Annotated in this window: 12 protein-coding genes, 1 tRNA gene and 1 pseudogene; 7 read left to right on the top strand and 7 right to left on the bottom strand. The window is 71.5% G+C overall.

Features of this window, described 5'->3' with window-relative positions; all coding sequences use genetic code 11:
• The first annotated feature begins 642 nt into the window (after positions 1 to 642).
• From AB0M03_RS19070 to AB0M03_RS19060, 3 genes are all read left to right on the top strand, one after another.
• Positions 643 to 1,347 (top strand): transglycosylase family protein, encoded by a 705-nt coding sequence (locus tag AB0M03_RS19070; RefSeq protein ID WP_363492717.1) that lies wholly within the window; start codon positions 643 to 645, stop codon positions 1,345 to 1,347.
• A gap of 181 nt (positions 1,348 to 1,528) precedes the next feature.
• Positions 1,529 to 2,764, top strand: a complete 1,236-nt coding sequence (locus tag AB0M03_RS19065; RefSeq protein WP_363492716.1) for a SpoIIE family protein phosphatase — start codon at positions 1,529 to 1,531, stop codon at positions 2,762 to 2,764.
• A gap of 290 nt (positions 2,765 to 3,054) precedes the next feature.
• Positions 3,055 to 3,549 (top strand): hypothetical protein, encoded by a 495-nt coding sequence (locus AB0M03_RS19060; protein WP_363492715.1) that lies wholly within the window; start codon positions 3,055 to 3,057, stop codon positions 3,547 to 3,549.
• 120 nt (positions 3,550 to 3,669) lie between these two features.
• On the opposite strand, the gene AB0M03_RS19055 is transcribed toward AB0M03_RS19060, so the two are convergent.
• Both AB0M03_RS19055 and AB0M03_RS19050 read right to left on the bottom strand, forming a co-directional pair.
• The gene (locus AB0M03_RS19055) at positions 3,670 to 4,338 is read right to left on the bottom strand and encodes a hypothetical protein (protein ID WP_363492714.1); all 669 of its coding nucleotides are present in this window, start codon (positions 4,336 to 4,338) and stop codon (positions 3,670 to 3,672) included.
• A 234-nt stretch (positions 4,339 to 4,572) separates the two neighbouring features.
• Positions 4,573 to 4,797: a hypothetical protein gene (locus tag AB0M03_RS19050; RefSeq protein ID WP_363492713.1), complete on the bottom strand. Its 225-nt coding sequence runs from the start codon at positions 4,795 to 4,797 to the stop codon at positions 4,573 to 4,575.
• 299 nt (positions 4,798 to 5,096) lie between these two features.
• On the opposite strand from AB0M03_RS19050, the gene AB0M03_RS19045 reads away from it, so the two are divergent.
• Positions 5,097 to 5,513: a hypothetical protein gene (locus AB0M03_RS19045; protein ID WP_363492712.1), complete on the top strand. Its 417-nt coding sequence runs from the start codon at positions 5,097 to 5,099 to the stop codon at positions 5,511 to 5,513.
• A 34-nt stretch (positions 5,514 to 5,547) separates the two neighbouring features.
• Here the strand turns inward: AB0M03_RS19045 and AB0M03_RS19040 are convergent.
• A tRNA-Gln gene (locus AB0M03_RS19040) sits at positions 5,548 to 5,620 on the bottom strand.
• 547 nt (positions 5,621 to 6,167) lie between these two features.
• Between AB0M03_RS19040 and AB0M03_RS19035 the strand changes: the two genes are divergently transcribed.
• The 3 genes from AB0M03_RS19035 to AB0M03_RS19025 all read left to right on the top strand — a co-directional run bounded on the left by AB0M03_RS19035 (position 6,168) and on the right by AB0M03_RS19025 (position 9,508).
• A complete protein-coding gene (locus AB0M03_RS19035) occupies positions 6,168 to 7,235 on the top strand; it encodes an IS110 family transposase (RefSeq protein WP_363492711.1) in 1,068 nt (355 codons plus the stop codon).
• Between the two features lie 16 nt (positions 7,236 to 7,251).
• Positions 7,252 to 7,998, top strand: coding sequence for a transposase family protein (locus tag AB0M03_RS19030; protein WP_363492710.1), 747 nt, complete (start codon positions 7,252 to 7,254; stop codon positions 7,996 to 7,998).
• 823 nt (positions 7,999 to 8,821) lie between these two features.
• Positions 8,822 to 9,508: a triacylglycerol lipase gene (locus AB0M03_RS19025; RefSeq protein ID WP_363492709.1), complete on the top strand. Its 687-nt coding sequence runs from the start codon at positions 8,822 to 8,824 to the stop codon at positions 9,506 to 9,508.
• Positions 9,509 to 10,214: 706 nt separating this feature from the next.
• Here AB0M03_RS19025 and AB0M03_RS19020 read toward each other — a convergent pair.
• The 4 genes and pseudogenes from AB0M03_RS19020 to AB0M03_RS19005 form a co-directional block, all read right to left on the bottom strand.
• Positions 10,215 to 10,778, bottom strand: coding sequence for a phosphatase PAP2 family protein (locus AB0M03_RS19020; protein WP_363492708.1), 564 nt, complete (start codon positions 10,776 to 10,778; stop codon positions 10,215 to 10,217).
• A gap of 76 nt (positions 10,779 to 10,854) precedes the next feature.
• Positions 10,855 to 11,538, bottom strand: a complete 684-nt coding sequence (locus AB0M03_RS19015) for a DUF6766 family protein (protein WP_363492707.1) — start codon at positions 11,536 to 11,538, stop codon at positions 10,855 to 10,857.
• Positions 11,539 to 12,124: 586 nt separating this feature from the next.
• Positions 12,125 to 12,727 (bottom strand): annotated as a pseudogene (locus AB0M03_RS19010) (transposase); the annotation flags it as partial.
• A gap of 445 nt (positions 12,728 to 13,172) precedes the next feature.
• Positions 13,173 to 13,718 carry a helix-turn-helix domain-containing protein gene (locus tag AB0M03_RS19005; protein WP_363492706.1) on the bottom strand — a complete coding sequence of 182 codons (546 nt, stop codon included), beginning with the start codon at positions 13,716 to 13,718 and terminating at the stop codon, positions 13,173 to 13,175.
• Between the last annotated feature and the right edge of the window lie 145 nt (positions 13,719 to 13,863).

Below are 13,863 nucleotides of genomic sequence, written 5' to 3'. Positions count from 1 at the left end.
GGTGGCCGTCTTACGTTCTCAGGCGACACCCGCTACCGGGACGAAACCCCCGGAACGGGTGGAACCCGTACACCACTTCCCTGGACGCAACCCTCGATGGCTTCATCGCCGAGACCGGACTCGTCCTGACGCCACCATAGTCACCCCGAAACCAAAAGATCAGAAGCAGCCGTAGTCCGCGCAGGAGGCCTGCCCGTGGCGTACCCGGCTGCGGGCCGGCCGGCGCGCAGGCCGCGCCCCCACCTGATCCTGGCCCACCATCACCACCCGCACCCCACCCTCCTCGCTGGATCAGGACGGCAGTATGCCGGGCGTCGGCCGGGGCACCGGCGCGGCCGCCGGGTACGCCGGCGTCCTGCCGGGCCGCACCGGAAGTGGCCCCGCCCCGTGCTGCTCGCCAGAGCGGGGCCACGCTTTCCCACATCGTGGAGGGACCGTAGCCCGCCCCACCGACAGGCCACGGCCTGAGCCGGCCCGGGCCGGACGAGGGCAGGGTCCGGGTGGGCGTGGTGCAGCCGGGTGGCCACGCACGGCCGGGCGGGTGACCTATGCGGGATGTCGGCGGGGCCCGGGCGGTGGGGTGTGCCAACGGTGGGGGCGGTGCCCCGGGGCGCCTGCCGCCGATCGCCGACCTCTCGGGGAGTGAGCACCACCGTGTCCATCGCCCACCGGATCCTGCAGTACCTCATCGCCCTCGCCTGCGCAGCGGGTCTGTGGAGCGCCATCGCCGCCCCCGCGCACGCCGTCTCCGCCGCGGCGGCCACCGCGGCGAACGCGGCCGCCGGGGCCGCCGGGGCCGCCGGGGCCGCCGGGCAGGGCGTCGACTGGGACAAGGTCGCGGCCTGCGAAAGCGGCGGCCGATGGAACGCCAACACCGGCAACGGCTACTACGGCGGCCTGCAGTTCGACCGGGCCACGTGGCGCGCCAACGGCGGCACCGCCTACGCCCCGCGCGCCGACCTCGCCACCCGCGAGCAGCAGATCGCCGTCGCCGAACACCTCGCCGCCCGCCGTGGCCTCGCGCCGTGGCCCGTCTGCGGCGCACGCGTCGGCCGCACCGGCGCCCACCACACGGTGCCCGCGCCGCGACCGGCAAAGCGGCCCGCCGGCCAGCAGCCGACTGTCGACCGGCCCGCGGCCACCGCCGAACCGGACACAGCCGCGGCTGCGGACCCCGGCCCGGCGGAGGACGGCACCGTCGTGGTGCAGGACGGCGACACCCTCGACGGCATCGCCCAGACCCTCGAGGTCCCTGGTGGCTGGCCCGCCCTCTACCAGGCCAACCTGGACACCATCGGCGACGACCCCGACCTCATCCTGGTCGGACAGACTCTGCGCCTGCCCTGATAGCCAGCGGCCCGCCTCCGGGGCCCGGTGGGGCTGCGTTGGGGGGAAGTCGCTGCCGGGCGGGTTCCGGGCCGACGACCTCGGGAACTCCCGATACATCGGCGAAGGCGAAGGCGGCCGCTCCCGCGCGGTTGTGCCGGATCCGGACAGCACCAACCCAACGGCGGAGGCAGCAGCACAGATGGCGGAGGCGGACCTCGATTTCGCGGCAGTGTTCCAGGCGCTGCCGGGCGCGGTCGCGCTCCTCACCCCGCAGCTGGTATTCGCGGCGGCCAACGAGAAGTTCCTGTTCCAGGCCGGGCGCAGCCGGGAGCAGGTGGTCGGCCGGTATCTGTTCGACGCGTTCCCCCGGCAGCCGCACGACGTCGATACTTCCCGGATGCGGGACCTGGAGGCGTCGCTGCGGCGGGTGCTGGCCGGCGGGGAGAGCGACGTGATGGCGGTGCAGCGCTACGACGTCGAGACTTCCCCCGGCCGGTGGGAGGAGCGGTACTGGAGCCCGGTGAACGCGCCGGTGTTCGGTCCGGGCGGGCGGGTCGTGCTGGTGATCCACCGGGTGGAGGAGGTCACCGCGCTGATCCGCGCCGTGGGCGGGCCGGGCGCCGAGCTGCGTGTGGAGGCGGAGCTGTACAGCCGGCTGCGCGAACTCGAAGAGGTGAACCAGCGGCTGCGGCAGGCCCACGCGCGCGAACGCGAGGTCGGCCTCGCCCTGCAGAGCGCCATGCTCCCCCCGGCCCGGCCGATCCGCGCCCACCGCACCGCGGTGCGCTACCGGCCCGCCACCGCCGCGCTGAACGTGTGCGGCGACTGGTACGACCTCATCCCCCTCCCGGGCGGCGACCGCATCGCCGTCACCGTCGGCGACGTCGTCGGCCACGGACTCGCCGCCGCCGTCGTCATGGGCCAGCTGCGCAGCGCCCTGTCCGCCGCCTCGCTCGTCGCCGTCGGCCCCGCCCGGGCGCTGGACGCCCTCGGCCGCTACGCGCACTTCCTCGACGGCGCCGAATCCACCACCGCCGTCACCTGCTTCGTCGACTGGGACGAGCGCACGATCACCTACTCCAGCGCCGGGCATCCCCCGCCCGTCCTCCTCCACGCCGACGGCACCGCGGTCCTGCTCGATGCGGCGACCGACCCGCCGCTGGACGCCCACCCCGAACCCAGCCCGCGCCCCCAGGCCACCCTCGCGTTCGCCGGCGGCGACGTCCTCGCCCTGTACACCGACGGCCTGATCGAACGCCGCGGCCAGGACATCGACACCGGCCTGATGGCCCTCACCGACTCCCTCGCACGCCACCACGCCGCCACCGGGGCCGACCCGCTCGACCCCGACACCCTCGCCGACGCCGTCCTCGCCGACCTGCTGCCCACCGGCGGCGTCACCGACGACACCGCCCTCGTCATCGTCCGCCTGTAAGGCGTGGCTGGCGGTGCGGCGCCGAGGCCGACGCCGGGACATCGACAAGAGATGCCTGGAGCGGATCGCAGGCCGGTCAGGACAACCGCCCCCGGCGGGCGGACGCCATGGGCTGCTGCGCCGGGGAACTGCATCAACCACCGCCCGCAAACGGACCCTGACAGAACGGGCCACCGGTACTCGGCCGGCGGCCCTGTGACGGCAACCCACTCTCAACTCCGCACGTCCACTGGGGCACCGAGGACACAGAGACCTTGCCGTCCACACCGACCCGACCGGATGATCAGCTCATGTCCATGAGCCGAGGCACCATCGAGGCCGTCCCCCTGAGCACGCTGTTCCCTCAGTTGTCTGCCACTGGCGTTGAATCGATGCAGCGCGCGGCTTGCCGCGTTCGCGCGGCCCAGTCGGAGGCTGGCGCCAAGGGGTGGGATTGGTGGCCGAAGCATGCGGTCTTCACAGGTCCGCAGTCCCGGGCGCACGTGATACTCCTCCTGTGCGTTGTTCAACCGGCTGCTGGAAGCGACTGGTTGGAGTTCCAGCTTCAGGTGGGCTGGACGGACCAGGGCCAGCACGAGGTGACCGCATCGGTCAACGTGGGCTGCTGGTGCGAGATCGACCACGGCACCCATGACGTCGACGTCCTCAAGTTCGCCGTCGGTGACGGGATCTCGCTGCCCCGGGCATTCGAAGCGTGTGCCGAGCGCATGACGACGTGGCTGGCCGACCCTCGCGACGCGGACTTCTGGCGAGCCCGGGAGGACTTGCCGGCGCGCCGTATGTAGGGCTTCGCCCGGGCCGCTTCGACTCCTCCCGCGCCGCCACCCGCCCGACGACAGCGCCCCCACCCCGTACTGCCCGCCGGGACAGGGCAGCGGCGCGGCCGGGCCGGGCAGCGGGTGTGGCTACGGCCAGTGGACGAGCACCTCGCCGTGCCTGTGCCGCTCGGCATCGTCGTCGCACAGCCCGGACAGCGCCCGACCGCGGCCGTAGCCGGTCACAGCGATGCGGCCGTCCCCGGCCCGGACCGCGCCCACCGCCTCGTACAGGGCGAGCGCCCTGGCGGTGTCCCGGGCCACCACGACCTTCCACGAGGTCAGGCCCGCGATCTGACGCTCCTCGACCTGGTGGCGGGCCGTCAGCTCCTCCCAGACCGTCCGGGCGGCCTCCGCCTCGGTCAGCGGGCCGGCGCCGAGGCGCCGCCACAGGACGGCAAGGCCTGCACTGAAGTCCGCCGAGCCCTCCAGGTGGAGGCGCACGGACTGCCAGCCGCAGCGGGAGTCCTCCAGCCGCGGCACCGCCGCGAACAACGTATCCTGGAGCGCACCGGGATCCTCCCGCAGGCGGCCGGCCGCGGGTCCGGGGCGCAGCCGCGGGCCGTCGGTCGTCACCAGGCCTGCATGGTGCGCCCACGCCAGCAGCACCTGCACCCCGCGCAACGGCCCGGCCGCCCCGGCTCCCGTGTTGCCTCCGGTGCCCAGCAGGTCGACCAGCTCCCGCGCATCCGCGCGCAGCAACTGTCCCGTCGACGTCACCGGCCTGCCCTCGCCGACCCAGCCGACCAGAGCGAGCATCTGCCCCACCGCCTGCGGCAACTCCCCCGCTGCCAAGCGGCCGGCCTGCCCCGACCCCGGCACGGCCCACTCACGCGCCGCCCCCGGGCGCACCTCGGTCTCCAGCACGAACCCGTCCCCTTCCCCCGGCCCGGGAAGCTCCCCGGGCCCTTCACGGTATGCCAGAGCGCGCCGCCGACCCGCCCGCGAACGCTTCGAGGAGCGCGGTACCGGCAGGGGCCGCCGGGCAGCTCGTCAACGTGGGCGGCCGCCGCCCGCGAGGTAGGCCTTCACGAAGCGCTCCATCCCGCTGTGGGGGCGCAGGTAGACGTGGCGATGCGCGATCTCGATCTGCAGGGCGTTGATGCTCACCACCATCTCGGCCGGGAGAGTGGCGATCTCGTCACGCGGCGACCGGCCGACGAGCAGGTGCGTGGGCCCCAGCGGAAGGACGACGGCGCCGGAGTCCCCCAGCGCCATCCCCGTATTCGTTCCTGTCGCCCCGTTGCCGGATGGTCATGGCCGGGGTGTCGCCCAGCAGGTACTCGCCGGCTTCCGGGCTCAGGATCTGCAGTCCGGATGCGCGGATGATGCCCTTCGCCTTCTCGAAGTTCTCCTCGATACGCACGCGGAGGTCCGCTCCGGTGTTGTAGTCCTCCAGATGGGGGCTGCAGGAGTTCGTCCGCCGCCGCCACAAAACCCGCCGGGCCCGCGAAATGCAGACCGGTGCGGCGGAGGGTGTCTTTGCGTAGCGTGTCGGCCCACTCGGTGACCAGCTCGTGCCTGAGCTTCGCGACCGTGTCAGTGACGATCCGGTGATGGAGGTCGCGGTAGAACCGGGAGCGAACCCAGTGCAGGGCGATGAAGTCCTTCAGCACCTCGACGTGGCGGTCGTCGTCGAAGACGTCCCCGCGTTCAGCCGCGGCGGCCGCATCCGGCAGACGGTTCTCGACCTGTCCCCAGACCGCTTCCAGCGAGGCCGAGGCGAACGGCACGAAGTCCCGCACCGTGCCGCATGCCCGGATCCCCTTGAGTTTGTGCAGTCGGTCCGGGTGGTCGAGATCGAACGGCTGGACCTGGTAGCCCTGGCTGCCGTGGGGGTTTTACAGACCCCTGGGCTCTCCCATGCCCAGCTCGCCCTCGGCGGAGGAAGCGCGAACCCGTGCGGGCGCCCATCGCGTACCGGCGCGGCCTGACGGCCGGTTCCTCCGTGAACACTGCGGTGTTGCGCTGCCGGACGGGGATTCGAACCCCGAACCTCCTGAACCAAAGTCAGGCGTGCTGCCAGTTGCACCATCCGGCACTGCCGGGGCGGCATACGAAACCGGAGTCTGCCCAGCAGGCCTCGCCCCGGCCGGGCACACCGGCCGAGCCGGGACTCAGCCCGACCGGGCCACGGGCGACCGGGCCCATCTGGCTGTGGAGAGTCGGCGAAAACGGTAGCTGCGACCACGAGGACCGAGTGAAGGAACGCGGAAGCAATGAACCTCTTTCATCCTGCGCTGGAGGATGAAATGGTCTGGTCAGGAGGGGTATCGGTGACGCGGCAGGGCCCCTCGTCGTTGGCGTGGTGATTCCACTCATCACGTCGTCGCCGAGGGGCCCTGTTGGTTCCGTATCCTGCCTGTGAGGATGGCAGCGCCGTTCCGGGGCGGCCTGGCCCATATCCTGCCTGGCTTGCTCGTGGATGCCCTGAGTGTGATCTGCCGGCTGCGTCCGGGACGGTGCGTGTGCCTCCGGGCGGAAGCTCGTGTCCGAATAGGGGCTTTGCTCCGGCATCGTCACAGGTCTGACCGCCCTTCCAACCCGGTGGCACTCTGTTCCTACCAGGGGTTGGGGAAGACGCGTCCATGACCGCTCATGCAGAGGCAGCCGAGCAGGCCGAGGTTGTCATCGGTGTCGACACGCACAAGGACTGCCACGTGGCCGTGGCCCTCAACACGCTCGGCGCGGTGCTCGGGACCGGGGCGTTTGCCGCGACCGCTGCTGGTTACCGGGAGCTGCTGGACTGGGCCTGCGCTCTTGGCCAGGTGAAACGGGCCGGTGTGGAGGGCACCGGCTCCTACGGCTCCGGCCTGACCCGGGCTCTGCGGGCTGCCGGTGTCGAGGTCATCGAGGTCAACCGCCCGAACCGGGCGATGCGCCGCAGGCGGGGCAAGAGCGACGCGGTGGACGCGGAAGCCGCCGCCCGCTCCGTGCTCAGCGGTGAGGCGGCGGTCGTGCCCAAGAACGGCGACGGGCCCGTCGAGGCGATCCGGGTTCTGAAGGTCGCCAAGGACTCCGCGGTTAAAGCCCGGGTCCAGGCCGTGAACCAGCTCAGGTCGGTCCTGGTCAGTGCGAGCCCTCGGGTGCGGGAACCACTGGAGGCCCTGCCGCTGCCTCGGCTCATCGTCCAGTGTGCTGCAGAGGGCTGGAGTGGACTGGCACCGGCGGAGGAGGCTGTCGTCCACACGCTCGGCAGCCTCGCCCGGCGCGTCCGGTTCCTCGACGCTGAAATCAAAGACGTCCTCAAACGGATGACGTCGATGATCCAGGCGACGGCTCCCGAACTGATGCAGATGCAGGGCATCGGACCGGACTCGGCCGCCGCCCTGCTCATAGCGGCCGGCGACAATCCCGACCGCCTGCGCGGCGAGGCGTCCTTCGCCGCCCTGTGCGGAACCAGCCCGGTTGAGGCATCCTCGGGCAAGACCAGCCGGCGCAGACTCAGCCGCGGCGGCAATCGGCAGGCCAACGCCGCCCTGTTCCGGGCGGTTCTCTCCCGTCTGCGCTGGGACCCCGCCACCCAGGAGTACATGCGTCGTCGCACCACAGAAGGCCTCTCGAAGCGAGAGATCATCCGCTGCCTGAAGCGCTATCTCGCCCGCACCATCTACAAGATCATCCGTGCCAGTCTGCCCCTGCCGACCACCACTTGAAATCCATAGGGGCATCATGCTCGACGTCCCGCACGAGCTGGTCGAGCACGTTTCGTGGCTGATCCATACCCGAAGGTGTGAACTGCGCTCGCGCTGGCGGAAGTTGGGTTGCTTCAAGCAGGCGTTACTCGTCCTGGCTCATCTGCGGAAGAACGAGACACTGGCGCAGGTCGGGGCCGGGTTCGGGGTGTCGGAGGCGACGGCTTGGCGATATGTGGACGAGACCGTGGAGGTCCTGGCGGCCTGGGCGCCGGGCCTGCGCGAGGCGCTGGTCGGCCTGGGCGAGGGCGACTTCGTCATCGTCGACGGGACGCTGATCCCGACCGACCGGATCAAGGCGGACGAGCCGTACTACTCGCAAAAACACCGCAAGCACGGGATGAACGTGCAGGTCGTCGCCACCCCTGACGGCACGCCCCTGTGGTTCTCCCCCGCCCTGCCCGGTCGCACCCACGACCTGACTGCGGCCCGTGCCCACGGGATCGTCCAGGCCTGCCTTACCCGCGAAGTCCTGGTGCTCGCCGACCGGGCCTACCAGGGCGCCGGCGTCACCGTCCGAACCCCGTACTACCGGTACGCCGAGCTGCCCGAGCACTACCAGCAGTACAACCGCGACCACGCCCGTCTCCGAGCACCCGGCGAACGCGCCTTCGCCCGGCTCAAGTCCTGGCGACTTCTACGACGGGCCCGCTGCTCGACCAACCGGATCGGCCGGACCATCTCTGCCGTCCACACCCTCCTGACCTGGGAAAACCCAGGATGAAAGAGGTTCAATGAGCCCTTTCAGCTGCCACTCGGCAGGGTGAGGCCGCGTCTGCCGTTGACGGCTGCCCGGACCAGCGTGATCGTGCTTGGTCGTGTCGGCTGCAACCGCGGCTCCGTCACCCGATCGGTGGCCGGCACTCGCAGGGTCTCGGCCGTCTGCTCGGTGAGCCGCGACGGTGCGTCGCCAAACGCCTGATCGCGCCGCCATACGTACGGGGCGGCAGTGCCGAGCCGACCGAACGGGGAGAGGTCCTCGGCGCAGGCAGGAGCACTCGCGAGGTCCATGAGCGCGGCGGCGCGGGGTCAGCCGGTGGGCAGGCCGTGGAGTTGGTCGAGGGCGTTCAGGAGGTGGTCGAGCACGGCCTGCCGCACCGCGGCCTGCTCGGCCTCGGACAGTACCTGGTGTTCTCCGACCCGTCGGCCGCGGCCGCGCGAAGAGCGCGCCCTGACCGCCGGCCAGCCACCTCGCCCACCAGCCGTCCATAGCCTTCAGCGACACCTTGAACACCACCGCGACCTCCTCTCGGCCCCGGCCTTCAACCAGCGCGGCCACGCCCTGAACCGCAACGCCTCCCGCGCCGACGGTGACCAGTGCCGCGCATCCCCCACCAGTTCACTCACACGACGTTCAACGACCCAGAACCTCTACCGTTTCGAATCAATACCTGGAGGAGCGAAAATCCAATAACGCTTCGAGGTGGATCGATAATGCAATCCCTTGCGGCCGATCGTCGATTTTCAGAATGCTATTGACTCGACTCTCCTACCCGCAGGTAACCTCGTAGCGCGCGTTTCCCCAACCGCCGATGACGAGGTAGGTCATGAAGAAGAGATCACTGTCCGCCGCGCTCGCCACCGCGCTGCTCGCACTTGCCACTGCGACCCCGTCCCACGCAGCCGGCGGCACGTCCACCTTCACCGCTTCCAGCAACCCGATTCTGTTCGTCCACGGATACAGCTCGTCCGGCTCCTACTGGAACACCATGGCAGACGACTTCAGAGCCGACGGCTGGCCATCCGCATACCTCGGCCAGTGGAGCTACGACTGGCACCAGTCCAATGCCACCACAGCCCAGCAGCTCGCCACCGAAGTCGACCGGCTCCTCGCCGCCACCGGCGCGTCCAAGGTCGACGTCGTCACGCACTCCATGGGCGGGCTGTCCAGCCGCTACTACGCCAAGAACCTCGGCGGCAGCGGGAAGATCGACGCCTGGGTCTCGCTGGGCGGCCCCAACCACGGCACCGACTGGGCGAACGGCTGCGTCGACACCTCGTGCTACGAGATGCGCATCGGGTCGGCCTTCCTCAACGACCTCAACGCCGGCGACGAGACCCCCGGCACCCCCCGCTACGCGACCTGGTGGTCGCCCTGCGACACCGTCATCAACCCGGACAGCAGCGTCTCCCTGAGCGGGGCGCAGAACACCAAAACGGTCTGCCTTGGCCACATCGCCATCGGCTCCGACCCGACGGTGTACGGACAGGTCCGGGACTTCGTCAACAGCTGACGCCGAGTCCGGACTCGTGCCAACCCCCGTATGCTCCGTCCGCCCCATCGCTGCTCGCCCGGACCGACCGACACCATCGGCGCGGCCTCCTGGACCGGCGGCCCACGAGGCCGCCCGAGCGGCCACTACGCCTGCAGCGAGAAGCGGACCGCACTGTTCAGACCGGCGAATCGCACGCTACCTGCACCTAGGATGAGCTGGTGGGCTGAGCATGCATGCATGCATGCAGCCGGCGGGTGATGGGGCATGCGCCGTCGGCGGCGTTCAGCCCTTCCGGTGAAACACGGCCCCGCCCGATCCCGGCCCTCCCGGAACCGACATGATCCTTGCGCGCCTCTCATCGTCATTGCCCGGGGCGTGCGCACACACGATCCGCAGCAGCGCTGCGGTACGAGGAACGGCCGGGTGGGCTTCCCGCCCAGCCGCCCGTCTGGTGCCGGTGTCTGGGCACGGCCCGTCGGGCCGCACACCGCCGCGAAGGGATTGTCTCCTCGTGCCGCGCACGTATACCCGGCCCGGCCCCACCAAACAGCAGGTCCGGCCCGGCAACGGCGGAGGCGCGCTTGGAATTCAGTAAACCCGATCAGAAGCGGAAGGATCGACGCTTGGGTGCGGGCGCCGCCTGACGGGCCGTGAACTCCCGGCGGTGCCGGCCCGGTGCGCTCGGGCGGCCCACCCGGCGGGCGCGCCTGTGGAGGGCGCACATCTACCGGTTCACGCCGACGCGGCCGTGTTCGCCCAGGCGCCTGGCCGTGACGTGCACGGCACGGGCCGCAACCGCGCCGATCACGGCGCCCGCAGCGACATCGCCGGCCCAGTGGGCGGCGCTGGTGACTCGCTGCATGGACACCAGGACGGCGGCCGCGGCGCACGCCGCACCGACAGCGGGCAAGGTGCGGGCGCGGGCCGTGGTGTAGGCGACGGCCGCGGCCGTGTGCGCGGACGGGAAGGACGAGCTGTCGGGGCGATCGTGGCCGTGGCCGCCGGGTGCCCATTCGGGTGGGGGTCTGCGCCGGTGGACGAGACGCTTGGCCACCAGCGCCGAACCCGCCTCCGCCACGGCCACGGAGGCCAGTGCCTCGGCCGCCGCCCGCCGCCCCCGCGGGCCGCCCCGGACGGCCAGAACCACGGAGATGGCCCACCACAGACCGGTGAACCGAGCGGCTCGGCCGACCGCATCCAGCACGGCCCGCAGCCACGGCACACGCACCGCGGCCAGGCGGTGCGACAGGCACCGCTCGCATCGCGCAACGGCGGTGACCGCGCCCATGGGCTGCCTCTGCCCACTTCGGGAGCGCCCAACCCGCAAGGGAAGCAGACCGGGCACCGACCTTGGTCTCAGGGGGTCAGCCTTCGACGCCGGTCGAGGTGTGGGCGGCGCCGACGGGCTTGGACTCGGGCGAGCCGCGCTGGCGCAGGTACACCGAGAGGATCGCCATCGAGGCGATCGCGAGCAGCTCGGACTGCCAGTTCTGCAGGGTGCGGTTCCAGAAGTCCGCGGACAGCACGTACTGCCCCCAGGTGACGGGTGCCTGCAGGTCGCGCAGCTGGTCGGCGTTGTACGCGGACCAGCCGGTGATCGACTGCGACGCCCAGGAGCCCACGAAGAACAGCGCCATGACCAGCCCGAGGGAGCGGGAGTACACGGCGAGTCTGGCTCCCCCGGCCCGGGCCCAGGCCGGGGAGGCATCGGTGGCGTGCGGCCCGATCCTCTGCTCGCGCTCGGACTCCGGACCGGCCTTGTCCAGTTCCTTCGACTCCGGGGAGCCGCGCTGCAGCAGCCAGACGGTGCCGAAGATGTACAGGAAGAACTGCAGGTACTCGGACTGCCAGTTCTCCGTGACGTCGACGGCGAACTGGGAGCTGGTCAGGTAGCCGGCAACGCCGAGCGGCTGCAGGCCGGCGGCGACCAGCTGGTTGTTGAGGTCCGCCATCCCCGCGGCCGCCTGTCCGGCGAGCGCCAGCAGGAAGGCGGTGCCGAATACCAGGGTCAGGCTGTTGTTCCGCAGGAACCGGCCGGCGGCGCTCATCGCTGCAACAGCCCGATCGTGGTGAAGTACGCCAGGCCGCCGACCACCACGGTGATGCACAGGCCGAACAGGGTACGCACGGTCAGTCCCCCTTCACATCGCACCGGTAGGGCATCTCCGGCCGGGGCTCGCAGCCTGCCGCGGTGATCTTCCAACCGTCGGGGAAGGCCGACAGGAAGACGGTGTCGGCCTCCAGGACGGCGCGGGCCTGCTGCCCGAACACGTCGATCCGGCGCAGCTTCCCACCGGCCGGCAGCCCCAGACCGGTGATCGCCTGCTCACAGCCTTCCTTCTCCTGGTCCTCCAGCTCCTCCCGGGTGCCCGGCGCCAGCGCCGCGCACATTGCTGCCGCGTCACCGCCGGCGGTGTCCTGCTCGAAGGCCGCCACCACTGCCGCGGCGGCGTCCTCACGGCCGGACAGTTGCCCGCACCCTGCGGCGGCGGCAGCCAGCACCACGGCGAGTGCCGCGGTGCGCCGCGCACGTCCTCCGGACCTCGGACCCATGCCCGACAGCGCAGCACACCGGCGGCGCCGACTCAACGAGGCGCGGCCGAAATGCACCCGGCGGGTACGGTGCAAAAGCGCACGGCCGTCGCGGACCTTCACGTGCACACAGTCGATGAAGATCACTGGATGGATCGGGTCGAGAGGCCGGTTCTGCCACTCGGACATCCCGTCCATGACCTTGTCGGTGATGGTCGAGATCGTGGACTTCGACACGCTCGCGCCGTAGACCTCGGCCAGGTGGGCGGAGATGTCATCGTGCGTCAGGCCCAGCGCGGACAGGGACAACACCATCTCGTCCACGCCGGTCAGCCGCCGCTGCCGCTTCTTGACGATCTACGGCTCGAAGCTGCCGCCGCGGTCGCGGGGCACGTCGATCTCGACCGGTCCGACGTCGGTCAGCACGGTCTTCGAGCGGACGCCGTTGCGGGAGTTCCCGCTGCCCGCGCCGGCCGGGTCGTGCTTCTCGTATCCGAGGTGGTCGGTGATCTCGCCCTCCAGGGCGGACTCCAGCACGCGCTTGGTCAGCTGCTGCAGCAGCCCACCCTCGCCGGTCAACTGGAGGCCGCTCGCGCGGGCCCGGTCGACCAGCTGCCCGATCAACTGGTCGTCCAGCAGGTCCGCCGACAGCTCAGCCGGCCGGACCTCTTCAACCGCCTCAGCCGAGACGATCACGTCGCTCATCAGGTGTTCTTCCTTGATCGGGAGTTACACCGATGACGGTACAGACCCCGCGCGGGCGATGCGCGCGAGCCTTGGGGGCCCCGCCGGCGCCGGGCCCGGCGGGTTGAGGTTGTGCACAGGCCTGGCGGCGGGGCGCAGCGGGCGGCCCGGTACTGCCGTGATCGGCCGCCGGAGGGTGTCCCAGGGAGTAGTCGGCGCCCCCTTGTCCTGCCCCTTGACTTGCAGGTCAGGCCTCTTGGCCGGGCGCCGCCCGGCGCCGTTCGCAGGCGACTCGGTGGGCAACTCCGCAGGCAACTCGCAGGGCAACCCGGGACCGACATGTCCCACGGGTGGGACAAGCGGCCGGACGCCGCCGCTGGCACTGGCCATCACCGAAGCCGGGGCCGCCACGTGCGCACCGTGCGCGTACGTGGCGGCCCCGGGCGACGGCTTCGCGGCGGCACTGTCACAGGACGCCGAAGTCGGCCCACTCGATGCCGGTGAACTCCACCGCCAGGCCGGACGCGCGGCGCCCGCTGTCGCGGAAGTAGTGCTCCTGCAGACCCGCGGCGAGGATGGCGGCCTGGTCGGTCTCGGAGGCGCCGGCGTCGCGGGCGGCGAACAGTTCGGCGGCGACGTCGCCGGGCAGGTGCTGGGTGATCAGGCGCAGCCGCGGGTCGTCGGTGGAGCCGGCCGCACTGGCGAAGCCGAACTGTGCGCTGGCGTGCAGAACGAAGCCGTCGCGTTCGGCGATCCGACGCACCCGCTGCTGGACCCGGGGCTGCCAGGCCGCGCGGACCGCGTCCGCGATCGCCTGCGCCGCCGCCGGCTTCGGGGCCGCTGGGCCCTTGAGCCACCGCTGCACGGTGCGCTGCGAGATGCCGAGCTGCCCGGCGACAGCGGCGGTCGAGCCCTTCGCGGCCTTGACCAGGAAGCGGACCCGGGCGGGTACGGACTTGGGGATCGGCCGGGTGCGCAGCGCGCGTTCCAGACCGTCTTCTATCTCTCCCATAGGTGGCCATCCTCTCCACTCGTCCGCGCGGCAGCGGGCGAGGCTCCAGATCGTCTTGTGCCGGGCGATCACGGCTCCGCCCGGCTAAGGCCGGCGCGGGCGTGGCTGCGGGGCGGCCTGAGTGCCCATCAGGGTGTTTCTCGGG

It is taken from the genome of Kitasatospora sp. NPDC051914 (assembly GCF_040680995.1).
In the GTDB taxonomy this organism is placed as follows: domain Bacteria; phylum Actinomycetota; class Actinomycetes; order Streptomycetales; family Streptomycetaceae; genus Kitasatospora.
This window is presented reverse-complemented; position numbering and strand designations above follow the sequence as displayed.

Coding starts and splice junctions, on each gene's coding strand:
- AB0M03_RS19065 (WP_363492716.1), top strand. CDS start 1,529: ATGGCGGAGGCGGACCTCGATTTCGCGGCAGTGTTCCAGGCGCTGCCG.
- AB0M03_RS19060 (WP_363492715.1), top strand. CDS start 3,055: ATGTCCATGAGCCGAGGCACCATCGAGGCCGTCCCCCTGAGCACGCTG.
- AB0M03_RS19055 (WP_363492714.1), bottom strand. CDS start 4,338: ATGCTCGCTCTGGTCGGCTGGGTCGGCGAGGGCAGGCCGGTGACGTCG.
- AB0M03_RS19050 (WP_363492713.1), bottom strand. CDS start 4,797: ATGGCGCTGGGGGACTCCGGCGCCGTCGTCCTTCCGCTGGGGCCCACG.
- AB0M03_RS19035 (WP_363492711.1), top strand. CDS start 6,168: ATGACCGCTCATGCAGAGGCAGCCGAGCAGGCCGAGGTTGTCATCGGT.
- AB0M03_RS19030 (WP_363492710.1), top strand. CDS start 7,252: ATGCTCGACGTCCCGCACGAGCTGGTCGAGCACGTTTCGTGGCTGATC.
- AB0M03_RS19025 (WP_363492709.1), top strand. CDS start 8,822: ATGAAGAAGAGATCACTGTCCGCCGCGCTCGCCACCGCGCTGCTCGCA.
- AB0M03_RS19020 (WP_363492708.1), bottom strand. CDS start 10,778: ATGGGCGCGGTCACCGCCGTTGCGCGATGCGAGCGGTGCCTGTCGCAC.
- AB0M03_RS19015 (WP_363492707.1), bottom strand. CDS start 11,538: ATGAGCGCCGCCGGCCGGTTCCTGCGGAACAACAGCCTGACCCTGGTA.
- AB0M03_RS19005 (WP_363492706.1), bottom strand. CDS start 13,718: ATGGGAGAGATAGAAGACGGTCTGGAACGCGCGCTGCGCACCCGGCCG.